The following is a 25195-nucleotide window of genomic DNA, read 5'->3' as shown; positions in this document are numbered from 1 at the left end:
AGTGACGTACGTTTATAAGGAAGTGTTGGGAAATCAAAAAGTAACTTATACAGTTATTGATGATACGACAGGCACCACTCTGGAAAACCAAGTAGAGTTGACGACGGGAGAGTCAGATTCAGCTCTTCCAGCAGCTGCTAAAACGAAGTATGATCAAGTTGTCAAAGGGTACACAGATAAAGGCTATGAATTGGTTTCTAAAGACGAATTACCAGCTAAGTTCGACCTTGATAGCAGTCATGATCAAAACGTGACGGTTCACTTGAAACATGGCACAGCAGAAAGTCAAGAAAGCAAGAAAGTGAGCTTGATGGTTCGTTATCATGGAGCAGGTAGCCAGACACCAGCCGATAATGTGCAAACAGCAACTTGGACACGGACGGTGACGAAAGATAAGGTAACGGGAGATGTTGTGAAGACTACGGATTGGGTAGCTGACAAGGCAACCTATGACGCTGTTCCATCTCCAGTCATTCCAGGCTACACAGTAGATGTGGCAACTGTTTCGGCAGAAACAGTCACTCAAGAGGATATGGTTAAGGATGTTTATTATACTGCGATCCCAGTAACTCCAGATAAACCAACTCCTCCAGTAGTTCCGTCAACGCCGGACAAGCCAACTACTCCGACAGTTGTACCAACGACTCCTACAAAAGCAACTCCAACGAAAACAGAAATCTTACCAAGCACAGGTGATGTACAAGATGGTTCAACTCTTACAATGCTGACAGGTATCGGTTTACTTTTATCAGCTTTAGGTTTAGTTGGTCATCGAAAAAAAGAAGATTGATGAACCTTTTGTAAACATATAAAAGTAAACTAAAGGTTGAATCATTCGATAGAAAGGATAAGCTTTACAAGCAACTTGGCATAGTTGATTTGTGAAGCTTCCTTTTTTTGTTAAAAGATTGAAACAATATGCTTGACAAAAGAAAGTCTTCATGGTTTAATATACCCCATAAGGGTATAAATGGAGGTGCTTATGTTTCACTTATTTACGAAAATAGATAGTATTTCTACAAGTGAATTGGAACAAAAATTAAAAGAGAAGATTCAACTGCTAGATGTACGAACACCGTCTGAATATCGGCGTGGTCATATCAAAGGCGCAAAGAATGTCCCACTCAATGAAATCGCAAGATACACGCCAGCAACAAATGAAACACTGTATGTCATTTGCCATTCCGGTGTGCGGAGCAAAATGGCAGCCAAAAAGCTAAAGAAAAAAGGCTATGATGTTGTCAATGTTCAAGGCGGTATGAGTGCTTGGACCGGAAAAGTTGTTTAAAAGTGATAAAGGAGGAAGTTGAATGAAAATTATCATTGTTGGTGGAGTTGCAGGTGGAATGTCTGCAGCGACGCGTTTAAGACGGCTAAAAGAAGACGCTGAGATTATTATTTTTGAAAAGGGACCATTCGTTTCCTTTGCGAACTGTGGTCTGCCTTACTATGTTTCTGGAGAAATTGCTGAGCGGGAAGACTTGTTAGTGCAAACGCCTGAGAGTTTAAAGGCACGCTTTCGTTTAGATGTGCGACCTTTCCATGAAGTGACGGCTATCTCACCAGATCAACATATAGTGACGGTTCGGCATGACGGAAAGGAATTTACAGAGAGTTATGATAAGTTGATTTTATCTCCGGGGGCAAAGCCTTTTGTGCCTCCAATTGAAGGTTTGGAAACAGCTGAAAATACCTATACTTTACGTAATGTTCCTGACCTAGATGAGATTATGTTGGCTTTGGAGAAAGAACCAAAAGAAGCTGTGGTGATTGGTGCTGGATTCATTGGGCTTGAAATGGCAGAAAATCTTCGTAAGCGTGGTTTGAATGTGACAATTGTTGAGAAAGCACCGCATGTTTTGCCACCGCTTGATGAAGAAATGGCTGCTTTTGTTCAGGCTGAATTGTTGAAAAACGGTATTCAAGTAATTACTTCTCAGTATGCTACGCGGTTTGAGGACAAGGGAAAGGTCATTGTGCTGGAAAATGGGCAAAAGATTGCTTCTGATGTGACCATTCTGTCTGTCGGGGTGCAACCGGAGAATGCTTTGGCACAGGCGGCAGGTATTGAACTGGGACTGCGTGGCGGTATCTTAGTCAATGAGCGTTACGAAACCAGTCAACCTGATATTTATGCAGTCGGCGATGCGATTGTGGTTAAGCAAGAGATTACAGGAGAAGATGCGCTGATTTCATTGGCTTCGCCTGCCAATCGTCAAGGTCGCCAAGTGGCGGACGTGATTGCTGGGGTAGCTCGCAAGAATAAAGGCAGCATTGGTACAGCTATTGTTCGGGCATTTGACATGACGGCAGCTTCAACAGGGCTGAGCGAGCGCATTCTTCGTATGAATGGCCTGCCTTATCAAGTTATTCATGTCAGTGGTAAGGATCATGCTGGCTACTATCCGGGTGCGACTGATGTGACCTTGAAACTCCTCTTTGAGCCAACAAGTGGCAAAATTTACGGTGCACAAGGTGTTGGGAAAAAAGGCGTTGATAAACGGATTGATATTTTGGCAACGGCTATCAAAGGCAATCTAACCATTTTTGATTTGCCAGAGTTGGAATTTACCTATGCGCCACCGTTTGGCTCTGCTAAAGATCCGGTCAATATGCTGGGATATGCAGCCTTAAACTTGGTAGAAGGTTTGAGCGACAATATCCAGTGGTATGAATTGGAAGATGAACTAGCTGCTGGTAAGAAGTTCCTAGATGTGCGGACGGCTAGTGAGCTTCAACAAGGTCGTTTGAAAGTGGATACGGTTCACATTCCTTTAAATGAATTGCGTGAGCGTTTAGGAGAGTTAGACAAGTCGCAGGATTATATCGTGAGCTGTCATAGTGGACTTCGTAGCTATATTGCCGAGCGCATTCTCAAACAAGCAGGATTTTCTGTTCAAAATCTAGACGGCGCCTTTGCCTTGTACAAAATGGTAAAACCAGAGGGAGTAGAATATGGAAACTAGCATCAGCATGCCTGAATTTTATAAAAAATATCAGACAGAAATCTTATCCATTCTTGATGTGCGAGAAGATTATGAGTTTCAAATGGGACACGTGCCGACGGCAAAAAATCTGCCATTAAGCACTTTTGAGACGGGCTACAAACAACTGAACCAGCAGGAGAAATACTATGTCATCTGTCAATCTGGCGCACGTTCTGCGGCTGCGTGTCAGTTTTTAAGTGCGCAAGGATTTGATGTAACCAATGTAGCTGGGGGCATGAATATCTGGCCCGGAGAGGTGGAGTAAAATAAAAGAAAATCCGATTAAGTGCTGTCTTAATCGGGTTTATTCGTATTACAATTCAACAATATGAGCTTCGTAGCCAATGGCTTCTAGGAATTTGAGTAGGTCTGTTGTGTTTAAAAAGAGTGTTTTCTCATTGGTATTGGGATGAAAGCTCATTCGTTTTTCTGACATGATTTCTTTGTCAAAATAGACTTGAATGTCTTTATCGGCATTGTTTAACAATCCAAATGGAGAGACGACGCCTGCTGGCAACATCATTTTTTCAAACAGACTGTCAGCGGATGCCATGCGGATTCTATTGGCTTTTACCAGTTCTTTAAACAAGTCCATGTCCAAGCGCTTTTTGTCGTCCATGATGAGCAAGTAGTAAGCAGTTTTCTTTTTGTTAGTGAGAAACATCGTTTTGGTGCGGACGCCTTCAATGCCTTCGATAAAGCTGTCTGCCTGCTCAGTCGTAAGTGCCGGTTCGTGTTCCACGATTTCAAATGGAATGTTTAACTTGTTTAAGGTTTCTTCTACTTTTGCGTATAAGTCCATTTTACTTGCCTCCTTTGATTTGTTTTATTACTCTTATTATACCATATTGAGGAGGACTTTTCTTTCAATGGTTGGCAACCTGCCCCCAAAAGCAGTTCACTCCGTCGACCGGGTTGATAGTCTGTCCTAAAAGTAATTCACTCCGTCCGCCGGGCTGACGACTTGCCTAGAAATAAGTTCACTCCGTCCGCCGAGCGGATGGTTTGCTTAGAAACAAGTTTGCTCTGTCCGCCGGGCTGACGACTTGCCCAGAAACAAGTTCACTTCATCCGCCGAGCGGACAGCTTGCCTCGAAACAAGTTTGCTCTGTCCGCTGGGCTGACGACTTGCCTAGAAATAAGTTCACTCCGTCCGCCGGGCTGACAGCTTGCCTCGAAACAAGTTTGCTCTGTCCGCCGGGCTGACGACTTGCCTAGAAACAGGTTCACTTCGTCCGCCGGGCAGACACACTCCTTTAAGAACTACTTTTGCCCATTGTGCAGTTCTATTTTTCTAAAAAAGTGATAGTTGGAATCATCCCTTATATTGTGTACCGTAAATAAACAAACCTCAGCAGTTTTCGTCGCCTGCTGAGGTTATTTTCGCTTGATAAGGTATTGGACGGCTTTCTCTAGTCGCTCTTTTTGTGCTTCGGGGTCGTCCAAAGGGTGATTGAGACATTCAGTGAGATTTTCAGTAATCATCAACTCAATGACCCGCTCGACACTAGAGCGAACAGCGGTTAATTGGGTGATAATGTCCGCACAGTCGCGCTCTTCCTCTATCATTTTTTGAATGCCGCGCAGTTGTCCTTCGGAGCGTTTCAGCCGCGTAATAAGCTTTGAATTTGCCATGTCCTTGTCCTCAGTTTATTTTTTTACATTATATCTTGAATAGACCTCTTTGTCAAAGTTCTCGCTCTTTCTTTATGATATAATGAGGGGGGATGATGTGAACGGTTTGTGTCAAACTTGGATGTTCACCATGATAGAATCCATCTATGTCGGTCAGTAACAGGAGGTAAACATGTGTCAAGAATGTTATTCTAGGAAAAGTAGAAGAACGCCTTTACTGAATCCTTTGGATTGTTTGCAACACCATAGGCAGTATATTTGCGGAACATGTGGGCGGTGTATCTGCATTGAAAAAGACCCAAAGAGAGGATTGCAAAGGTGGCATTTTCCGTTTAAATCATTAGAAATCGCAAAGCTATACTTGCGAACCGCTGATTATACGATGAAAAAGCCATGCGGTATTTATGAAATAGAAAATAGCAAGGGAAGGCTGTCTTATAAAATTTTTGCGGCAAAAGAAGATTTACAAGTATTTTTAAAAAAGAATAAGGATAAAACATGCCCATTGCTGGCACCTGTTTTTACCGTTCATGAATACAAAGAGTATCCAAATACAGAAGTGCGAAAATTGACAGCTGATGAGATAAGCCGCTACATGAGTGAAAGAAGTTGAATGTCACTTGCAGCAGCCAAAAACAACTTGTTTTATCTGCTTTATTAGGAAGATATGAAAGAAGCGACGACTGGATTTCATGGGTGTATGACGGTTTAGTTATGCCTTGATTTATGGTATAATGATAAAACACTTGAAAGAGGATAAAAGGATGAATATTCAACAACTGCGCTATGTTGTAGCCATTGCCAATAGTGGCACCTTTCGTGAAGCCGCTGAGAAAATGTATGTCAGCCAGCCGAGCTTATCCATTGCGGTTCGAGAATTAGAAAAAGAACTGGGTTTTAAAGTATTTCGCAGAACGAGTAGCGGTACATTTCTGACACGTCGAGGGATGGAATTTTACGAAAAAGCTCAAGAATTGGTTAAAGGATTTGATATCTTTCAAAATCAGTATGCCAATCCAGAGGAAGAAAAAGCAGAATTTTCCATTGCCAGCCAGCACTATGATTTCTTGCCGCCTCTGATAACAGAATTTGCCAAACGCTATCCAAAAGATAAGAATTTCCGAATTTTTGAATCTACAACGGTGCAGATTTTAAACGAAGTCGCACAAGGACACAGCGAGATTGGCATTATCTATCTGAATAACCAAAATACCAAGGGAATGATGCAGCGGATGGATAAATTGGGGCTGGAAGTGGTAGATTTGATTCCTTTTCAGACACACATTTATCTGCGGGCGGATCACCCCTTAGCTGGGAAAGAGGAGCTGGTTATGGACGATTTGGCAGATTTGCCGACGGTTCGTTTTACACAGGAAAAGGACGAATATCTCTATTATTCAGAGAATTTCGTGGACACCAGCGCCAGTTCGCAGATGTTTAATGTGACGGACCGTGCTACTTTAAATGGTATTTTGGAGCGGACAGATGCTTATGCGACAGGCTCTGGATTTTTGGATAGCAATAGTGTAAACGGCATTACGGTGATTCGGTTAAAAGACAATTTGGAAAACCGCATGGTATATGTCAAACGCGAAGATGTAGAATTGTCTCCAGTCGGCGCTGCTTTTGTTGCTGTGATGGAAGAATATTTTGCAAAAAGAGGTAAAAAATGAAACGAAAAGTGACCGTGCCGATTGTGATTGTGGCTTTGATTGCGCTGGATCAATGGGTCAAGTTTGAAATTGTTAAAAACATTCAATTAGGTGAAGTAAAGCCCTTCATTCCAAAGATTGTGAGTTTGACTTATTTGCGAAATACAGGAGCGGCATTTTCAATTCTGGAGAACCAGCAATGGTTGTTTGCGGTAATTACTTTAGTGGTGATTGGAGCTGCTATTTGGTATTTGAGCAAGCACATCAAAGGTTCTGTCTGGCTGCTGTCTGCTTTGTGCTTGATTATTGCAGGGGGAATTGGAAATTTTATTGACCGCATGCGCCAAGGTTTTGTCGTGGATATGTTTCAGCTCGATTTTATCAATTTTGCAATTTTTAATGTTGCGGATAGTTATCTGACGATTGGCGTGCTTGTGCTGATAGTGATGATGTTAAAGGAAGAGGACAATGCAAGTTAAAGTAGAGATTGGCGGTGTACGGTTGGACAAGGCGGTTGCTGATTTGACACCATTATCCCGCAGCCTTGCCAATGAACAAATCAAAAATGGACAAATCTTAGTCAACGGACAAGTGAAGAAAGCCAAGTATGCTGTCAAGGCAGGCGACGTGATTACTTATGAATTGCCCGAACCAGAAGCACTAGAATATGTTGCAGAAAATCTGCCACTAGATATTGTTTATCAGGATGAAGATGTTGCAGTGGTGAACAAGGCTCAAGGTATGGTGGTGCATTCCAGTGCAGGGCATACGAGCGGAACGCTGGTCAATGCGCTGATGTACCACATCAAGGATTTGTCCGGTATCAATGGTGTTTTGCGCCCTGGAATTGTTCATCGGATTGATAAGGATACATCCGGATTGTTGATGATTGCCAAGAACGATGATGCGCATATCAAGCTGGCTGATGAATTAAAAGCTAAAAAATCTCTACGGAAGTATTGGGCTATTGTGCATGGCAATTTGCCAAATGATAGAGGTGTTATTGAAGCACCAATTGGGCGAAGTGAAAAAGATCGCAAGAAGCAAGCTGTTACAGCTAAAGGTAAACCAGCAATCACTCGTTTTCACGTTTTAGAGCGCTTTGGGAATTATACTTTAGTAGAATTGCAATTAGAAACAGGTCGTACCCACCAAATCCGTGTGCACATGGCTTATATTGGTCATCCGGTAGCAGGGGATGGCGTGTATGGACCACGAAAAACCTTGAAGGGGAATGGGCAATTTTTGCATGCCAGAACGCTTGGATTTACTCATCCTAAGACAGGAAAAATCATGGAATTTACAGCAGAAGTGCCAATCGTTTTCCAAGAAACGCTAGAACAATTGCGAAAAGGAAAGAAGTGAAACATAAAGGAATCGTATTTCATTTCTTTTTATTTTGCTTAAAATTTTGGTGTAATAACGCAGTATATCAGGCTTGGTAGAGAATAAAAATGATTTTATGGGTAAGTGACGCTATAAAAATGCATACCCAAGTAATTAATCTTTATCTTGTTTAATCGGAGAGATGTTCCCCTCATCAATAAAAATGATATGGTTTTTGTTGTTGAGTTAAAAGTTAGTAATAATGATGATACATTGAGCACACAGATTGCATTCATGGTGCAGGTAGAGTTGTTGGTTCTATTGATTGATGTTGATAGTTTTATACGGCAAATCCTATTCATTATCCAGATGCAAAGGGCATGAATTTAATAGAAAAGGTTATATCAGATTCGCTTGAGATGGTAGAGGCGGCTAGCCTTGAAGCAGATGTTTTCAGAGGAAAAATTATCAAAGCCGTTGCTGTGTTTTATAAGCGTACTCAGGAACTCGAGGAAACTGAACCATAGAACTTTGTGGTATACTTTAGTGTGAAAGTTTGGAGGAGTGGGAAATGTTTTTTCAACCATTTCAAAATGAAATATTAATCAAAAACTTACTTCGAGAGTTATATGGTGAAGATATATCATTGCGTCCATTATCAGGCGGGACTGAAAATTTAAATTATGTAATGAATGAACGAGTTGTCGTGCGTATTCTTTATCTTCCCCAGACTTCCCCACTTTTTTATGAGGCAAAATCTTATTTGAAAAGAGAAATTCAATTTGTAAATGCGTTGTATGAGGAAGAACTAAATGATTTTGCTTACCTTCCTTTTCAGGACGGAGAGTGGATCTTCTCATTAAATGTTAATAAAGGTATTCTATATGTGATGCAATCTGTCTATTTAAAAGGAAAAACCATTTCCTTTGAGAAGAATATAATTCCTCAGATAGCCCAAAAGATCGTCCATTTTCATGATTTCTCAAAGGAAAGTTGTATAGAATATCAGAGAATTCCAGTCTATGATGATTTGGTTTCTAGTTTGCATATCAGGTTATTCTCTTACGAAAAGGAATTAGAAAAGGATATTTCAAATTATAAAAATTATTGGGAATTGTTTCAAATAAACACAAGTATTTTGGAGAAAGCGAAACAAGCACAGCCTGCCCTTTTTATTCATAACGATTTGCACGCTGACAATATTCTTTTTCACAAGGGTAAATTAACTATTCTAGACTTTGGTGATGCACGTTATTCCCTTCCAGAGGAAGATATTGGAACATTTTTATGGGGGATTATCTTTGAAAACTGATGTTTCGTCATTTCCTGAATTGGCTAACTTATTTTTTTCAAATTATACTAGGGATATTAATCCAGAGCTTTGTTATCGTTTTGCTTTGCAACGTTTTTTAGAGATTCATTTATTTTACTTGGTAGAAAATCAAAAGAATAGTGCCTTAATGAAGTATCAAAAGGTAAAATTTACAAAAGAAAAAGTAATGATAGATTATTTAAACCATCACATTTCTTTTAAAAATTAGTCAATTTCTCTCATTTGTCAAATTTTTTATTTTATAGTAAAATGGGAAGGCATCATAAATTCTAAGTATTAGCAAGGAGAGAAGATGAATCAATTACCAAATTGTCCAAAATGCCAGTCAGAATATGTTTACGAAGATGGGTTACTATTCGTTTGCCCTGAGTGTGCTTATGAGTGGAATCCGGCTGAAGTCGATGAAGAAGATGCTGACATCAAAGCGATTGATGCAAATGGCAATCAACTTGTGGACGGAGATACTGTTACTCTCATCAAGGATTTAAAAGTCAAGGGTGCTCCAAAGGATTTGAAACAAGGGACGCGTGTGAAAAATATTCGGATTGTAGAAGGCGACCATAATATTGATTGCAAGATTGATGGTTTTGGTGCGATGAAACTTAAGTCAGAATTTGTTAAGAAAATCTGAGGTCAAAATGAAGCGAAATGTAATTTTTTATAGCCGTATGGTGCTCTTTCTCTTAGGGTTTGTGGGAGTTTATCTTGAAATTACAAAGCATGGTGGTTTTGGCATGCTCATGTATTATACTGTTTTGTCTAACATTATCGTAACAGCTTTCACAGCATATTTATTATACTTAATGGCGCGTTCTGAAAATCATTGGCAAACGAAATCACTCTTTCGGATAAAGGGTGGTGTGACCATGTGTATCATGATTACTTGTGTTATTTATCATTTTATGCTTGCTCCTTTAGCAACTGATTTTTATCGCTTGGAAAATTTTCTATGCCATTACATTGTCCCATTGTGGTTTTTAGCAGATACCTTGCTTTTTGATAAACGTTTACAATATCGATGGTATGACCCTGTTGCTTGGACGAGTGTTCCCTTGCTTTACATGGTTTTTGCTCTGTTTAATGGCTTGGTTATCAAGTGGCCTATTCCAGGTGCTAAGGACAGTCCTTTTGCTTACTTTTTTTTAAATATCCCAAAATATGGCTGGCCTTATGTTTTACAGTGGTCACTTAAAATCTTTATCGGCTATCTATTGGCGAGCTTTTTGCTTTTTGGATTCATGTCTGTTTTCTCACGTAGAAAATCATTATCCTAATACACAAAAAGCAGATTGTGTCTGAAGAAACACTTTTTAGTTATTTTCTTCAGGCTTTTTTGTTGAAAAATAAAATTGTTTGAAGCTAGTCAAAACTTCTATCATTATCTATAATTATAGAACCATTTATGACTGATAGGTGTATAATTAATAGAATAAGCATAAATGTGAAAAATGATGAAAAAGGTATTATATGTATGAAAGTAAAAATTTGTAAAAATGATTTTAGCCTTCAATGGCAGGGGATTTACCATTTAGCCTTAGTAGATTATCCTGAAATTAACAAATGGGAATTGGAAAAAATTGCCAAGTTCGTGGCATATGAAAAAATGTATGGTAGAACGACCAAAATCGAGTGTGAAAATATTGCTTTGCAACACCAAGTGTACTCTTATATAGCGAATAGCAAGGAAAAGTTTCCATTTATTCCGAAGGATAAACGAGAAGCAGGCACTTTTAATGTAGACGGTAAATGTGTAACTTCCAACCATCTCAGCCATACTTGTACTGTAGAAACTGCTAAAAAGATATTAAAAACTGGGAAATTACTGTCTGCTACAAAAGTTTTTGGATTGACTGGTGAGCAATTAGTACAAGATAAACGAAATGCAGCAGGTGATCCAGCGGATTATTTTGACTATGTCATGTTTGGGTGGTCTAATACGACATCTGGTTATAGGTTAGCAATGGAACGATTGCTAGAAAGAAATCCCACGGAAGTCGATCTGGAAGAAGCTTTCATACCTGGTGTTAGTTTTCATTTCTGGTATGAAACTATTGTGAATCAAAAGGGCTATGTATTTGATGGTTATCATGCAGCAAAAGTGAAAGATGAGGTATTGTTAGATCTCAGTCTTTGTGTCTGCATTATTGCAAGTCAAAATAAAAAGGAATTTGAAGGTATTATTCCAAATTATTTAAAAAACAGGATTCATTATTTAGATTATCAAAACGATGGACTGGTAAAATGGAATGATAAGGTATATGAAAAAGTGCTTGAGCTAGATGGTAGAGATAGGACGACCACTAGCATATTGTAAAAGATTTTGATAAGATAGAAAGTAATTAGGAGGCAGCTATGGATTTAGCAGAAATTAGAAAAGAAATTGATCAAATAGATGTAGACTTGATTACCTTGTTAGAGAAAAGAATGGCGTTAGTGAGCCAAGTAGCTCTTTACAAGCGTCAGACCGGGAAAGCAGTATTGGATACTCAGCGTGAGCAAATTATTTTAGAGAAAGTTGCAAATAGTGTGCAGGAAAAACAGTATGAAGACACCCTTGTGCAGACTTTTTCAGATCTTTTAAAACATTCACGTGCTTATCAAGAGCGGCATATCTAATATAGGAATGATAAAATGAAAAAAATTCATAGGTTAAAGTGGGTCAATATCGGAAATCAAGTGATAGCTATTACGGTATTGTCCATTCTTATGGGGCTAGTAATTGGAACTATTGATACGATATTTGGGCGAACGCTTATATTTTTAAGTGAAGTCCGCACTTTGCATTCCCTTTATTTGATTCCTTTTTTAGCTTTTGCAGGATTAGTGATTGTATTTCTCTATCAGAAATATGGTGGGAAAAGTAGCAAAGGAATGACCTTGATTTTTGAAGTTGGGCATGGTGTAGAAAATCACATTCCCAAGCGCTTAATCCCTCTTGTTATAGTGACGACTTGGTTGACGCATCTTTTTGGTGGATCGGCCGGTCGAGAAGGAGTAGCAGTACAATTAGGTGCCACAGTCTCTCACTGGTTTTGCAAGAAGTTTTCTATTCCTAATACTTCAAAAGTATTTTTAGTTACAGGAATGGCTGCTGGTTTTGCTGGACTATTTCAAACGCCACTGGCTGCAGTTTTGTTTGCGATGGAAGTCTTGGTTGTAGGAAACTTGCAGCTGACTGCTTTGTATCCTGCCATGATAGCCTCTCTCGTTGCTGCTTGGACATCACATGCGTTAGGTCTTGAAAAATTTATGCAACCAATTTCTGCTCATTTGGGATTATCTCCAATACTTGTTATTAAATTAGTGCTCCTTGGAGTTTTATTTGGACTTTGCGGCAATTTATTTGCTTATGCTCTCTCATGGAGCAAAAAGAAAGCAGCAATTATTTTTCCAAATCCCTACAAACGGATTGTCGTTATGGGAATATTTTTAAGTATCGTCTTTCTGCTGTTAGATAAAGGTCGCTACTCAGGGCTTGGAACAAATTTGATTGCAGCTAGTTTTGCTGGTCAGCCCGTCTATGTATATGATTGGCTCTTCAAGTTACTTCTAACAGTTTTAACTTTATCAGCAGGTTTTCAAGGTGGAGAAGTGACACCGCTTTTTGCAATTGGTACAAGCTTAGGTGTGTTGCTAGCAAGTTTATTTGGACTTCCAGTTGGTTTGGTTGCTGCACTAGGTTATGCTGCTGTTTTTGGAAGTGCGACCTCTACTTTCTTAGGTCCGATTTTAATTGGCTGTGAAGTATTTGGCTTTACTAATTTCCCCTATTTTTTCATAGTGTGTGCGGTGGCGTTTTCTCTACATCGTCAGCATTCGATTTATGGAGCTCAAAAAATTCGATATTAAAGCATGTTCTCCTGCGAGGTTTTGACTTGTAGGAGATTTTTATTTTGTGTTATACTAGAAAAAGCAATATTAGAAAAGGGAAATCATGACAAAAGCAGATACTATTTTTAAAGAAAATATTCGAAAAATCTTGACTGAAGGTGTTTTTTCTGAAAATGCACGCCCTCGTTATAAAAACGGGAAAGTGGCTAACTCTAAGTATATTACAGGTTCTTTTGCTGAATACGACTTGAGCAAGGGAGAATTTCCTATTACAACGCTTCGGCCGATTGCTATCAAGTCAGCTATCAAAGAGGTGCTCTGGATTTACCAAGACCAATCCAATAGCTTAGATATTTTAGAAGAAAAGTACAATGTTCATTATTGGAATGATTGGGAAGTAGGAGATACTCGCACGATTGGCTTGCGCTATGGCGCTGTTGTTAAGAAACATGATATTATCAATAAAATCTTGAAACAGCTAGAAATCAATCCTTGGAATCGACGAAATATTATCTCACTTTGGGATTATGAAGCATTTGAAGAAACAGAAGGTCTACTACCGTGTGCTTTTCAGACCATGTTTGATGTACGCCGTGTAGACGGTGACATTTATCTGGATGCAACTCTGACACAACGCTCAAATGATATGTTGGTAGCTCATCACATCAATGCCATGCAGTATGTAGCATTGCAAATGATGATTGCCAAGCATTTTGGCTGGAAAGTTGGTAAATTCTTTTATTTTGTCAACAACTTGCATATTTATGATAATCAATTTGAACAAGCTGAAGAATTACTTCGACGTGAACCGACGGATTGCCTGCCACGATTAGTATTGAATGTCCCAGACGGAACCAACTTTTTTGACATTAAAGCAGAAGATTTTGAATTAGTTGATTATATCCCTGTTAAGCCACAGTTGAAATTTGATTTAGCCATTTGAGAATGAAGTGATTTTCAGATTTTCAAAATCTAAAAAATAAAGGGCTGTATCTAACTATTTTCACAAGACATCATAAAAGAACGGATTTCTTGTGCAATATAAATTAGTGCTGATTTGATAGTTAAAATCAGCCTTTTTTTGTGAAATTTGATAAAATAGAAATATCAATTCAAAGGATGAGGAAATGACAAAGAAAATTGTAGCTATTTGGGCGCAAGATGAGAATGGCTTGATTGGGCGAGACAACACATTGCCTTGGCATTTACCAGCTGACCTCAAGCATTTTAAAGAAATGACAACTGGGCAGGCTATTTTAATGGGGCGAGTGACATTTGATGGGATGAACCGCAGAGTATTGCCCAATCGCACGACAATTATTTTGACGAGAGACAAATCATATCAAGTAGAGAATGAGCAAGTTCTGGTGTTTTATGATGTTGATTCTGTCATGAAATGGTATAAGAATCAAGAAAGAACTCTTTATATTATCGGTGGCGGTCAGATCTTTTCTGCATTCGAACCCTTAATAGATGAATTAGTTATTACCCGTATTCATGCTCGTTTACAAGGAGATACCTATTTCCCGAAAGATTTTAATATGACGAAATTTCAGGAGCTGTCTCATCAGTTTCATGCCAAAGATGAAAAGAATGAGTATGACTTTACTGTCACAACCTTTCAGAGAAAGGAGTCGTAATGGAACGTAGTATTTTCGGATTTTTTACGGCTCTTTTATGTGTCGTTTGTGTTATGGCGGCAACGCAAGCTTTTCGTAAAAAACGGTATGGATTGTCAGTGCTCTTTTGGCTGAATGCTTTTACAAATTTAGTGAATAGTATTCATGCTTTTTATATGACCTTATTTAAATGAGAAAATAGAATAAACAACGAATAGAATTGGAGTGAAAAATGCCTACAAATCGTACGAATGAAATGATGGTTTATTGCTCTTTTTGTGGTAAAAGCCAAGAAGAAGTCCAAAAAATTATCGCAGGAAATAATGCCTTTATTTGTAATGAATGCGTGGAATTAGCGCAAGAAATCATCAGAGAGGAACTAGCAGAAGAAGTACTAGCGGACTTGTCAGAAGTTCCAAAACCACAAGAACTACTCAATATTTTGAATCATTATGTGATTGGGCAAGACCGTGCTAAGCGTGCTTTGGCTGTGGCTGTTTACAATCACTATAAACGCATCAATTTTCATGATAATCATGAAGATGAGGAAGATGTCGAATTGCAGAAATCCAATATTCTCATGATTGGGCCAACTGGTTCTGGCAAGACCTTTCTCGCTCAAACCTTGGCGAAAAGTCTGAATGTTCCTTTTGCAATTGCAGACGCGACAGCTTTGACAGAAGCTGGGTATGTCGGAGAAGATGTTGAAAATATTCTCTTGAAACTCTTGCAAGCAGCAGATTTCAATATTGAGCGTGCTGAACGTGGTATCATCTATGTAGATGAGATTGACAAAATTGCGAAGAAAAGCGAAAATGTCTCTATTACTCGCGATGTGTCTGGTGAAGGCGTTCAGCAAGCGCTTCTAAAAATCATTGAAGGAACTGTTGCCAGCGTACCTCCGCAAGGCGGCCGCAAGCACCCTCAACAAGAAATGATTCAAGTAGATACGAAAAATATCCTCTTTATCGTTGGAGGAGCTTTCGACGGTATCGAAGAAATTGTTAAACAACGTCTAGGCGAAAAAATTATCGGTTTTGGTCAAAATAATAAAGCCATTGATGAAACTGGTTCTTATATGCAAGAAATCATCTCTGAAGATATTCAAAAATTTGGCTTGATTCCGGAATTGATTGGTCGTTTGCCTGTGTTTGCAGCGCTTGAGCCTTTGACAGTTGATGATTTGGTGCGAATCCTGCGCGAACCAAAGAATGCTTTAGTGAAGCAATATCAGACTCTCCTTTCTTATGACGATGTTAAACTAGAGTTTGATGATGATGCTCTTCAGGAAATTGCTAACAAGGCCATTGAACGCAAGACAGGTGCGCGTGGATTACGTTCAATCATCGAGGAAACTATGATGGATGTCATGTTTGAAGTTCCAAGTCAAGAAAATGTGAAGCTGGTACGGATCACCAAGGAAGCAGTTGACGGAACGGATAAGCCGATTTTAGAAACAGCATAAAGAGGTGTGCAATGGAAATTAACACACACAATGCAGAAATTTTGCTAAGTGCAGCAAATAAATCCCATTATCCGCAAGATGAGATTCCTGAAATTGCCCTTGCTGGACGATCAAATGTTGGTAAATCTTCCTTTATCAATACATTGTTAAATCGAAAAAATCTAGCTCGAACTTCTGGCAAGCCAGGAAAAACGCAATTGCTGAATTTCTTCAATATTGATGACAAACTTCGTTTTGTGGATGTCCCAGGATATGGCTATGCTAAAGTTTCTAAGACAGAACGAGCGAAGTGGGGCAAGATGATCGAGGAATATCTTACGAGCAGGGAAAATCTCAGAGCAGTTGTCAGTCTAGTGGATTTTCGGCATGAGCCAAGTGCAGACGATGTACAAATGTACGAATTTCTCAAATATTATGAAATACCAGTCATTGTCGTAGCCACGAAAGCTGACAAAGTTCCACGCGGCAAATGGAACAAGTATGAATCAGTCATTAAGAAAAAGTTAGATTTTGATAAAAATGATGATTTTATTATTTTTTCATCTGTTAATAAAGATGGTTTAGATGCAGCTTGGGATGCGATTTTGGAAAAAATTTAGGAATTGAAGAAAAACTGAGAATCATTTTCTCGGTTTTTTATAATGAATCTGTCACTAAATTGTAACTAAGAACTGGGAATTTTATGTTATAATCAAAATATATTATACTGGAGAAATAAGCTATGAGAAAGAAAAAATTGAAAAAAGGAATTTTAACAGTTCTAGCTTTGGTGACCGCTGCTTTATTGGTTAGTGCAGTTTTGTCCAAGCAAGTTCACCCAGCTAGTGCCAATGACGAGACTTACCAACGTCCGTTGACCCAAACAGAAGTGTTTATTTCACAAATTGGTGAGACTGCTCGTCAATTGGGACAAGAGAATGATTTGTATGCTTCGGTTATGATTGCACAAGCCATTCTGGAAAGCAATTCTGGACGTTCCGCTTTGTCAGCCGCTCCTCATCATAATTTATTTGGCATCAAAGGACAGTATGCTGGTCAGTCAGCCACAATGCCTACACTAGAAGATGATGGACAAGGAAATAGTTATAATGTCAATGCAGAATTTAGATCCTATCCAAGTTATGTTGAATCTTTACAAGACTATGTGGCGATTTTAAAACATAGCCGCTACACTTATGCTTGGAAGAGTAATACGACTAGCTATATGAATGCGACTGCTGCTTTAACAGGTGTCTATGCAACGGATACAAGCTATAATGTTAAGTTGAATAATTTGATTCAACAATATAATTTGACACAATACGATGTACCAAATGTGCAAGCAACCAATGTTGCAACAACTAACAAAGTCTACAATCCTTATCGCCAACAATACACAACACAAGAAGTGTTAGATTTGGATGTTGCTTGGGCAAATCGTCATCAATAATATTTTATTTGAAAGAAATTTAGTAGGAGAGAGCGACATCGTTCTTCTCCTTTTTATCTGGAATTCATCTAACAAAAATTCTCCTATAAAAATAATTGTATCCGCTAACAAATCACAGAGAAGGCTAGATTATGATAAAATAGAACTAGTTTTGTGTAGGAAAAGAGATTTCATGAAAGATTTATTTAAATATTTTAAAGGTTATATCAAGGAATCCTTGTTGGGGCCACTTTTTAAATTATTAGAAGCTAGTTTTGAACTATTGGTGCCAATTTTGATTGCAACAATTGTGGACCAAACAATCCCTAAAAAAAGATAGTGTGCATCTTTATACCATGGTCTTTTTGTTGGTTGTCCTAGCATCATTTGGTGTTGTTGTGGCGGTTATTGCTCAATATTATTCTTCAAAAGCAGCGGTAGGATTTACACGTCAATTAACTAAAGATTTATATCAAAAAATCATGCGTTTGCCAAAAGCTAGTCGAGATAGCTTGACGACATCTAGTCTGGTCACTCGTTTAACAAGTGATACTTATCAAATTCAGACTGGTATCAATCAATTTCTTCGTCTTTTTTTGCGCGCGCCGATTATTGTTTTGGCTCAATAATCATGGCATTTTTGATTAGTCCAAGTATTACAGTCTGGTTTTTACTCATGGTTGTCATCCTAACGGGCATTATCTATATCATGTCACGCTTGGTGAATCCGCTTTACGCTAAAATTCGCCAGATTACAGATAAAATTGTCAATATGACACGCCAGCAACTGCAAGGTATGCGTGTTATCTGTGCCTTTGGGCAAACAAATAAAGAAATTCATGAGTTTAGAGATACCAATGAAATTTATAAGACCTGGCAGATAAAAACAGGAGTTTGGTCTAGCTTGATGAGCCCGTTGACTTTTTTAGTGGTAAATAGCACGTTAGTCATGGTTATTTGGCATGGGAATCTAGTTATTGGACAGGATTTGCTGACGCAAGGGAAATTAGTCGCTTTAGTCAATTACCTTTTGCAAATTTTGATAGAACTGTTGAAACTAGCTATGCTCGTCACTTCTTTGAACCAAAGTTACATCAGCGCTGGACGAATCCAAGAGGTTTTTGAACAGGAAGAGGAAGATGTACTAGCAGAACTGTCAATACGGCATTCTGTTGGTGCTCAATCTATTTCTGCCGAAAATGTTACCTTTACCTATCCACAAGCTGCTAGTCCAGCTTTGGAAAATATTTCGTTTGACGTACTATCTGGTCAGACTTTGGGAGTGATTGGTGGAACAGGCTCAGGAAAATCAACCTTGGTGCAGCTCTTAGCGCATTTGTATACGATTGATACTGGTCAGTTGGCTATTTTCAAAAATGGTCGAAGCCCTCGAAATCTTAAAGAATGGCGCACTTGGATGAGTTTGGTGCCACAAAAAGCAGAATTGTTCCGCGGAACGATTCGCTCAAATTTATTGCTGGGTTTGGAAGACAAGGTGACGGATGAACAACTTTGGTGGGCTCTTGATATTGCGCAGGCTAGTGACTTTGTACAGGAAAAAGAAGGTCAGCTAGATGCAGTAGTAGAAGCTTTTGGTCGGAATTTTTCCGGTGGTCAACGCCAACGGTTGACGATTGCGCGCGCTATTTTACAAAAAGCACCTTTTCTGGTGCTGGATGATTCCACTTCGGCACTTGATTATTTAACAGAAGCTAAACTATTGCAAGCGATTAAAGAGCAGTTAAAGAACACAAGTTTGATTTTAATTTCACAGCGAACCAATAGCTTGCGTGCAGCTGATCAGATACTTGTCTTGGACAAGGGTCGGCAGGTCGCTCTTGGCAAACATGAAGATTTGCTTCAAACGAGCGCTATTTATCGAGAAATTCATCTCTCACAACATAGTAAGGAGGAAAAGCATGAAAACGAGGTATTCTAAAAGTGGTCTGAAACGCCTTGCAAGTGATTTGTTGCAACAGCGCTGGCTTTTCCTACTAGCTACAATTGGAACAATTGTTCAGGTTGCTTTGACCATTTATTTGCCAATTTTGATTGGGAATGCAGTTGATAGTGTTCTACTTCCTGATGCAAGTCAGCATTTGCTTCCAATTCTCTCGAAAATGGGTATGGTGATTGTTGCCAATACAGCGATTCAATGGCTCAATCCTTTAATCTATAATCAGTTGATTTATAGTTATAGTCAGAAACTTCGGGACGCAGTTATTCAAAAAATTCATCGACTTCCCTTGGCTTATCTTGATCATCAAGGGAGTGGTGATTTAGTGAGTCGCTTGACGACGGACGTGGAGCAGTTAAATAATGGTCTGCTCATGGTCTTCAATCAGTTTTTTGTAGGCGTGTTGACTATTCTTGTAACGATTGTAACAATGGCAAGGATTGACTTTTTCATGATGATGTTAGTCTTGCTTTTAACTCCCTTATCTATGCTGATTGCACGTTTTATAGCCCGTAAAAGCTACAAGCTGTTTCAAAAACAAACGACGGCACGAGGGCTTCAGACACAGCTCATTGAAGAAAGTCTCTCTCAAGAAAGTTTGATTCAAAGTTTTAATGCTCAAGAGCAATTCATTACGGATTTTACAAAAGGCAATGAGAGCTATGCAGACTATTCTCAGGATGCTATCTTTTATTCCTCTACTGTCAATCCAGCGACTCGCTTCGTGAATGCTCTTATTTATGCTATTGTTGTTGGATTTGGTGCGGTTCGTATCATTAACGGCTCTAGTTTCACAGTTGGACAATTAGTGACATTCTTAAATTATGTCAACCAATACACCAAGCCATTCAACGACATTTCGTCTGTCATGGCCGAATTACAAAGCGCCCTTGCTTGTGCAGAGCGCTTGTACATGATTTTAGATGAAAAGGAACTTGTAGAAATTGGAAAAGAAGAACTCACGAGTGAAGCAGTACGGGGTGCGATTTGTTTTGAGCACGTCCGTTTTGGTTATGAAAAAGATAAACCTTTGATTCACGATTTAAACATGACCGTTCCAGCAGGAAGCAAAGTTGCTATTGTTGGACCAACTGGTGCTGGAAAATCCACTTTAATCAATCTCCTCATGCGTTTTTATAATGTAGATGCGGGTAAGATTAAGTTAGACGACAGAGATATTACAGATTATACCAGAGTCTCATTTCGCCAGCAGTTTGGTATGGTTTTACAAGAAACATGGCTGAAGACAGCGACGATTCATGAAAATATTGCTTTTGGGCGACCAGAGGCTAGCCGAGAAGAAGTAATTGCAGCAGCTAAAGCTGCTAATGCTCATTTCTTTATCCAGCAATTGCCGCATGGCTATGATACTTATCTAGCAGATGCAGGAGATTCTTTGTCACAAGGACAACGCCAGCTATTGACCATTGCGCGTGTTTTTCTAGCGGTTCCTAAAATCCTGATTTTGGATGAAGCAACCTCCTCTATTGATACGCGGACTGAAGTACTCATTCAAGAGGCTTTTAATAAGCTCATGGTAGGGCGAACCAGTTTTATCATTGCTCATCGCTTGTCTACCATTCAGAATGCAGATATCATTTTAGTGCTGGTTGACGGAGATATTGTGGAATATGGCAGTCATCAAGAGCTGATGCAAGCAAAAGGCGTTTATTACCAAATGCAGACGGCTCAAGGAAGTTTGGCGGTTTAAGATTGACTAGGAGAACAAACTTATAGCTGTTCTTTGCGGACTAGCTCTATTCCTGTCTCATTCAAGCGGTAGATTTTCTGACAAACTTCTTTGAGAAAGGTGCGGTCGTGTGAAACGGTAATGATAGCGCCGCTATAGTCTGTAAAAAGTTTTCGAATTTGTGGCTGCGAAGTAGGAGAAAAGTTACGTGTTGGTTCATCTAATAACAAGACATTTGCCTGATCTAATACCATTTTTAGCAGCAGCAATTTGGCCTTTTGTCCACCAGACAGTTGAGAAATGGGATGATGTACTTCGTTACGCGTGAATTGCAGACTGGCCAGGTGGGTGAGGATTTTTTCTCGCTCAATAGCTTCTCCTGTGGATGTTAGAAAATCTATTGGAGAATCGGTTTCGTTCAACATATCCTGATAATTTTGAGGCATATACCCTAGTGTAATGCCTCTTTTATTTTGCAATAGATTTCGTAGTTCTTTGAGAAAAGTAGATTTACCGACACCATTTTCACCAATAATCCCAATCTTTTCCTGCCCTAAGAGTTCAAAATTTATATTTTTGGCTAAGGTGCGTTCCCCTACCTTCAAATACATCTGTTTGAGAGTGACTACTCTTTTTGTAGATGGCAGAGGAGTAATAGTAGAAAATTGTAGATTGATAGCATCTGCCTGTGTTGGTAACTCTGTCATTTTAGTGGCTTCTCGATTAAAACGTCTTTCTTGTGAGAGAATATTTTTCATTTTTTTGGCTAGTAATCTACCAGCTGTGCTGTCATAAGTATGACGCAAGACATGCTCCACACTTTGTTTGACTCGCTGGTGTTTTGCCATTGCTTTTTGATATTCTTCTCGTTCTTTTTTTGCGTCTTTAGTTTGCTTTTCAAATGAGGTCTGTCTTTGCTGGCTGTAATTTTCATAATCAAGATTCCTAACAGTTGTCCGAGCTTCCTGTTTTTTCTTAATCAATTCCAAATGAATGATTTTTGTCGCTACATGGCTCAAAAGACTTTCATCATGGGAAACGAAGATAACTGTTCGAGGTGTATTTTGGAGAAAATTTTCTAGCCATATCAGAGTATCTAGATCTAAATCATTAGAAGGCTCATCTAAAAAGAGAAGGTCCCAATCAGTAGAGAGGATTTTTAAAAGTTGAATTTTTAATAGTTCGCCACCGGATAAAGTGGCTATTGTCTGCTGACTAGTAAAACGTTCGCTATCAAAATGTAATTCTTGGGCAAAGCGGTAAAGTTTGCTGTAATCTAAGTCTATGTCCAAATCGCCAAAGAAGTAGTCGTTGAGGGAGAGTTTTCTTTCATTTTCAGGCAAAGTTTGCGGCAAATAAGCATAATGACTATAGCTTTTCTGAATCCCTCCACTATAACTAATATAGTCTGAAACAAGTGCGTCATTCATGAGTAGTTTGAGAAGAGTAGATTTTCCATTCCCTTCTTCTCCGATAATACCGACTTTATCGCCTGCATTGACTGTAAGTGATAAATCATTGACCATGTTTTTGAAGTCTTTTAAATGGGTAATGGTTAAATGTCGAATTTGTAGCATATATGTCTCCTTATGATGTTCATTGTCATTTTAGAGCTAAGAAAAACAGCCCTATTTATCTAGTAGAGCTGTTCTTGTTTTTGGATTGCCAACAAACATTGCAAAACGGAGTAGTTTGCAACGAATAGATTATCATTGAGAAGTTTGAAAAAAATTTCTTTTATGAAAAATAGGCAAGAGCATGACAAAAAATCTACTAGATAAAGTTTCCTTTAAGCAATAGATTTCTTGTACATAAACTCCTTACCTCCGAATTTTACTGATTTTAGTGTAGCAAAAAAGATATAAAATGTCAAAAGAGTACCGAGAAAAAAGTTTGTCACTAAGAATAAATAGAATGAAAGTGCAACTGTTGTGTTATTGAGTTTTCTTCTAGAAAGTAAACGAGTCTGGAACATTTTTGTTCCAGACTCGAAGTCATATTATACGTTCAAGACTTTATCTAGGAAGTCTTTGAGGCGTGGGTGCTGCGGATTATCAAAGATTTGGTCGGGTTTACCGTCTTCTAAAAACTCTCCGTCAGCCGTAAAGATAACACGGTTTGCCACTTGGCGAGCAAATCCCATTTCATGAGTTACAATAATCATAGTCATGCCTTGCTTGGCCAATTCTTTCATAACATTGAGAACATCTCCAACCATTTCGGGATCAAGAGCAGAAGTAGGTTCGTCAAAGAGCATAATATCAGGATTCATAGCAAGTCCCCGTGCAATTGCAACACGTTGTTTTTGTCCACCTGAGAGGCTATCTGGCATGGCATCAGCTTTATCAGAGAGACCGACTTTTTCTAATAATTCCATACCAAGTTTATCTGCTTCAGCTTGTGTCATTCGCTTGTGCTCGACAGGAGCAAAGGTGATATTTTCCAAAACTGTCATGTGAGGGAAGAGATTGAAGTGTTGGAAAACCATACCAATATTTTCACGAACTAAGTCGACATCTGTTTTTTTATCGGTTAAGTCGAAACCGTCCACGGTAATAGATCCACTTGTAACTTCTTCCAGCAGGTTGAGACTGCGAAGAAAGGTTGATTTTCCCGAACCTGAAGGTCCGATGATACAAACGACATCCCCTTCATAGAATTTGGTTGTGATTCCTTTTAGAACTTCATTTTCTCCGTAGTATTTATGTAAATCATTGACATCAATTTTTAATTTAGCCATTATTTAATCCTCTTTTCTAAGCGTTTTGCAAGTCTCGTTAAAAGAGTGATGATAATCAAGTAAAAGACTGCTAGGATAGCATACATTTTGAAGCTTTGATAGTTACGAGCAATGATGATTTTACCCGTTTGGAAAAGTTCGACGAGACCGATAGCAGAGACGATTGTAGTATCTTTCAAAGCGATAACAAACTGATTGACGAAGTTTGGTAACATGATTTTTGTTGCTTGTGGCAAAATAATCTTTCTCATGGTTTTTGAGTAAGAAATACCAAGACTTCGACTGGCTTCCATTTGTCCAGCTGGAACAGCTTGAATCCCACCACGGACAATTTCTGCAATATAAGCACCTGCATTGAGAGAAAGAGCAATTGTACCAGCTACAAAATCGTTAATCGGACTTTGATGCCCTGTCATTGATTCAATGAGATTTGGAATGCCCCAGAAGATAAAGGCTGCGAGAATCATAAGTGGGATTCCACGGATGACATCCACGAAGATTTCTGAGATGACGCGGAGGGCTTTGACGGGACTCACGCTAAACATTCCAAAGATGATGCCGATGACCATAGCAATAGCAAATGACAGAAGCGCAAGAGCAATGGTGATACCAAGTCCGCTTAACAATTGTTTATAGTTGTTTTGGAGAAGCCCCCAAATGGTTGTTTCATCAACTGTACTGTCTGAAGAGCTAGAAGCAGAGCTGGTCTTTTTCAAATATTTATCAAGAATTTTTTGATATTGACCGTTCTTTTTAATATTTGCCAAACCATTGTTAAACATTTGGATCAATTCAGGATTACTACCTTTTTTCACTGCAAAAGCAGTATCTCCGATAGGGGTTCCCTTGATTGGAGTTTTTAGTTTTTGACCTTGACTAATGGAATATTTGACAACAGGTTCATCGTCCATAACGGCGTCCACAGAGCCAGAGTTTAAACTGTCATACATAGAAGAAGCGTCAGCGAATGTCTTGATTTTATAGCCATACTTGTTTTGATTTTCTGTTAAGAAGGTTTGCGAAGCAGTACCATTTTTTACGCCGACTGTTTTGCCTTTCAAGTCTTTATATGAAGCAATTGTGCTAGATTCTTTAACAGCAAGGATTGCATTTGCAGTATAATATGGTTCTGAGAAATCAAAGGTCTCTTTACGAGCATCTGTCACAGACATTCCTGCAATCATTCCATCAGCTTGTCCAGATTGTACAGCATTTAAAGCGGCATCAAATCCGGGATTTGTGATTTCAATTGTGAAACCTTGGTCTTTGGCAATGGCTTTTATCAAATCCATGTCAATCCCAGTATATTTATTGTTGCTGTCTTGGAAGACGAATGGTGCAAAGGAAGAGTCACTCGCAATGGTATATGTTGATTTTACAGGAGTAGCTTTTTGACCAGCAGGAGTAGTGGTTTCTGGAGTAGAACTAGTTGTTTTCGTAGTTGTAGAACTTGTCCATTTTGTGATGATTTTGTCAAGAGAACCATCTTTTTTCATTTGAGCAAGTGCTTCGTTAAATTCTGTTATCAGATATTCATACTTGCTTCCCTTTT

The 25195-nt window shown here is 38.9% G+C and carries 27 protein-coding genes and 1 pseudogene; 23 read left to right on the top strand and 5 right to left on the bottom strand.

Features of this window, described 5'->3' with window-relative positions; all coding sequences use genetic code 11:
• The 4 genes from HMPREF2887_RS09565 to HMPREF2887_RS09550 all read left to right on the top strand — a co-directional run.
• The coding region (locus tag HMPREF2887_RS09565; RefSeq protein WP_084741149.1) for a mucin-binding protein at positions 1–790 on the top strand (790 nt) is incomplete at its 5' end.
• A 192-nt stretch (positions 791–982) separates the two neighbouring features.
• Positions 983–1288 (top strand): rhodanese-like domain-containing protein, encoded by a 306-nt coding sequence (locus tag HMPREF2887_RS09560; RefSeq protein WP_003024970.1) that lies wholly within the window; start codon positions 983–985, stop codon positions 1286–1288.
• A 22-nt stretch (positions 1289–1310) separates the two neighbouring features.
• Positions 1311–2966 carry an FAD-dependent oxidoreductase gene (locus tag HMPREF2887_RS09555; protein WP_057489625.1) on the top strand — a complete coding sequence of 552 codons (1656 nt, stop codon included), beginning with the start codon at positions 1311–1313 and terminating at the stop codon, positions 2964–2966.
• Positions 2956–3252 carry a rhodanese-like domain-containing protein gene (locus HMPREF2887_RS09550; protein ID WP_084741146.1) on the top strand — a complete coding sequence of 99 codons (297 nt, stop codon included), beginning with the start codon at positions 2956–2958 and terminating at the stop codon, positions 3250–3252. Before HMPREF2887_RS09555 ends, HMPREF2887_RS09550 begins: the two co-directional genes overlap by 11 nt.
• 48 nt (positions 3253–3300) lie before the next feature.
• Here HMPREF2887_RS09550 and HMPREF2887_RS09545 read toward each other — a convergent pair whose 3' ends face one another.
• Complete coding sequence (locus HMPREF2887_RS09545) at positions 3301–3789, bottom strand: prolyl-tRNA synthetase associated domain-containing protein (protein ID WP_070670328.1); 489 nt, start codon at positions 3787–3789, stop codon at positions 3301–3303.
• A 575-nt stretch (positions 3790–4364) separates the two neighbouring features.
• A complete protein-coding gene (locus HMPREF2887_RS09540) occupies positions 4365–4622 on the bottom strand; it encodes a metal-sensitive transcriptional regulator (RefSeq protein ID WP_003024959.1) in 258 nt (85 codons plus the stop codon).
• Positions 4623–4794: 172 nt separating this feature from the next.
• Here HMPREF2887_RS09540 and HMPREF2887_RS09535 point away from each other — a divergent pair, with 172 nt between their 5' ends.
• From HMPREF2887_RS09535 to HMPREF2887_RS09450, 19 genes and pseudogenes are all read left to right on the top strand, one after another.
• Positions 4795–5235: a hypothetical protein gene (locus tag HMPREF2887_RS09535; RefSeq protein WP_021001580.1), complete on the top strand. Its 441-nt coding sequence runs from the start codon at positions 4795–4797 to the stop codon at positions 5233–5235.
• A gap of 151 nt (positions 5236–5386) precedes the next feature.
• On the top strand, positions 5387–6295 hold the full coding sequence (locus HMPREF2887_RS09530; protein WP_057489626.1) for a LysR family transcriptional regulator: 909 nt from the start codon (positions 5387–5389) through the stop codon (positions 6293–6295).
• On the top strand, positions 6292–6753 hold the full coding sequence (gene lspA / locus HMPREF2887_RS09525) for a signal peptidase II (protein ID WP_021001582.1): 462 nt from the start codon (positions 6292–6294) through the stop codon (positions 6751–6753). Before HMPREF2887_RS09530 ends, lspA begins: the two co-directional genes overlap by 4 nt.
• Positions 6743–7639, top strand: a complete 897-nt coding sequence (locus tag HMPREF2887_RS09520) for an RluA family pseudouridine synthase (protein ID WP_021001583.1) — start codon at positions 6743–6745, stop codon at positions 7637–7639. The genes lspA and HMPREF2887_RS09520 overlap by 11 nt, the downstream gene beginning before the upstream one ends.
• Positions 7640–8171: 532 nt before the next feature.
• Positions 8172–8912: an aminoglycoside phosphotransferase family protein gene (locus HMPREF2887_RS09510; protein WP_261673925.1), complete on the top strand. Its 741-nt coding sequence runs from the start codon at positions 8172–8174 to the stop codon at positions 8910–8912.
• Entirely contained in the window at positions 8902–9141 is a 240-nt protein-coding gene (locus HMPREF2887_RS10625) for a hypothetical protein (protein ID WP_261673924.1), read from the top strand. The genes HMPREF2887_RS09510 and HMPREF2887_RS10625 overlap by 11 nt, the downstream gene beginning before the upstream one ends.
• Before the next feature lie 84 nt (positions 9142–9225).
• On the top strand, positions 9226–9564 hold the full coding sequence (locus HMPREF2887_RS09505; protein ID WP_021001585.1) for a zinc ribbon domain-containing protein YjdM: 339 nt from the start codon (positions 9226–9228) through the stop codon (positions 9562–9564).
• Positions 9565–9571: 7 nt separating this feature from the next.
• Positions 9572–10207: a Pr6Pr family membrane protein gene (locus HMPREF2887_RS09500; protein ID WP_021001586.1), complete on the top strand. Its 636-nt coding sequence runs from the start codon at positions 9572–9574 to the stop codon at positions 10205–10207.
• A 197-nt stretch (positions 10208–10404) separates the two neighbouring features.
• Positions 10405–11247 (top strand): hypothetical protein, encoded by an 843-nt coding sequence (locus HMPREF2887_RS09495; RefSeq protein ID WP_021001587.1) that lies wholly within the window; start codon positions 10405–10407, stop codon positions 11245–11247.
• Positions 11248–11285: 38 nt separating this feature from the next.
• Positions 11286–11549 carry a chorismate mutase gene (locus HMPREF2887_RS09490; protein ID WP_003024913.1) on the top strand — a complete coding sequence of 88 codons (264 nt, stop codon included), beginning with the start codon at positions 11286–11288 and terminating at the stop codon, positions 11547–11549.
• 15 nt (positions 11550–11564) lie between these two features.
• Positions 11565–12782, top strand: coding sequence for a voltage-gated chloride channel family protein (locus HMPREF2887_RS09485; RefSeq protein WP_003024910.1), 1218 nt, complete (start codon positions 11565–11567; stop codon positions 12780–12782).
• Between the two features lie 85 nt (positions 12783–12867).
• Positions 12868–13707 carry a thymidylate synthase gene (locus tag HMPREF2887_RS09480; RefSeq protein ID WP_021001588.1) on the top strand — a complete coding sequence of 280 codons (840 nt, stop codon included), beginning with the start codon at positions 12868–12870 and terminating at the stop codon, positions 13705–13707.
• Between the two features lie 184 nt (positions 13708–13891).
• The gene (locus HMPREF2887_RS09475) at positions 13892–14404 is read left to right on the top strand and encodes a dihydrofolate reductase (protein WP_021001589.1); all 513 of its coding nucleotides are present in this window, start codon (positions 13892–13894) and stop codon (positions 14402–14404) included.
• Entirely contained in the window at positions 14404–14577 is a 174-nt protein-coding gene (locus HMPREF2887_RS10195; protein ID WP_003024903.1) for a hypothetical protein, read from the top strand. Before HMPREF2887_RS09475 ends, HMPREF2887_RS10195 begins: the two co-directional genes overlap by 1 nt.
• Positions 14578–14615: 38 nt before the next feature.
• Positions 14616–15848: an ATP-dependent Clp protease ATP-binding subunit ClpX gene (clpX, locus tag HMPREF2887_RS09470; RefSeq protein ID WP_021001590.1), complete on the top strand. Its 1233-nt coding sequence runs from the start codon at positions 14616–14618 to the stop codon at positions 15846–15848.
• An 11-nt stretch (positions 15849–15859) separates the two neighbouring features.
• The gene (gene yihA / locus HMPREF2887_RS09465; protein WP_057489627.1) at positions 15860–16447 is read left to right on the top strand and encodes a ribosome biogenesis GTP-binding protein YihA/YsxC; all 588 of its coding nucleotides are present in this window, start codon (positions 15860–15862) and stop codon (positions 16445–16447) included.
• 122 nt (positions 16448–16569) lie between these two features.
• Positions 16570–17277: a glucosaminidase domain-containing protein gene (locus tag HMPREF2887_RS09460; RefSeq protein ID WP_003027979.1), complete on the top strand. Its 708-nt coding sequence runs from the start codon at positions 16570–16572 to the stop codon at positions 17275–17277.
• 172 nt (positions 17278–17449) lie between these two features.
• Positions 17450–19195 (top strand): annotated as a pseudogene (locus tag HMPREF2887_RS09455) (ABC transporter ATP-binding protein).
• On the top strand, positions 19176–20924 hold the full coding sequence (locus tag HMPREF2887_RS09450; protein WP_057489628.1) for an ABC transporter ATP-binding protein: 1749 nt from the start codon (positions 19176–19178) through the stop codon (positions 20922–20924). The pseudogene HMPREF2887_RS09455 and the gene HMPREF2887_RS09450 overlap by 20 nt, the downstream one beginning before the upstream one ends.
• A 20-nt stretch (positions 20925–20944) precedes the next feature.
• Here the strand turns inward: HMPREF2887_RS09450 and HMPREF2887_RS09445 are convergent, their stop codons facing one another.
• The 3 genes from HMPREF2887_RS09445 to HMPREF2887_RS09435 form a co-directional block, all read right to left on the bottom strand.
• Positions 20945–22480, bottom strand: a complete 1536-nt coding sequence (locus HMPREF2887_RS09445) for an ATP-binding cassette domain-containing protein (RefSeq protein ID WP_021001595.1) — start codon at positions 22478–22480, stop codon at positions 20945–20947.
• Between the two features lie 422 nt (positions 22481–22902).
• Positions 22903–23643 carry an amino acid ABC transporter ATP-binding protein gene (locus tag HMPREF2887_RS09440; protein ID WP_003024883.1) on the bottom strand — a complete coding sequence of 247 codons (741 nt, stop codon included), beginning with the start codon at positions 23641–23643 and terminating at the stop codon, positions 22903–22905.
• Positions 23643–25195: amino acid ABC transporter substrate-binding protein/permease (locus HMPREF2887_RS09435; protein ID WP_084741143.1), on the bottom strand; the 1553-nt coding region annotated here is incomplete at its 5' end. The genes HMPREF2887_RS09435 and HMPREF2887_RS09440, both read right to left, overlap by 1 nt.

It is taken from the genome of Streptococcus sp. HMSC071H03, assembly GCF_001813035.1.
In the GTDB taxonomy this organism is placed as follows: Bacteria; Bacillota; Bacilli; order Lactobacillales; family Streptococcaceae; genus Streptococcus; species Streptococcus anginosus.
Note: the sequence above shows the minus strand (reverse complement) of the source record. Positions and strands in the feature narration are given on the sequence as shown.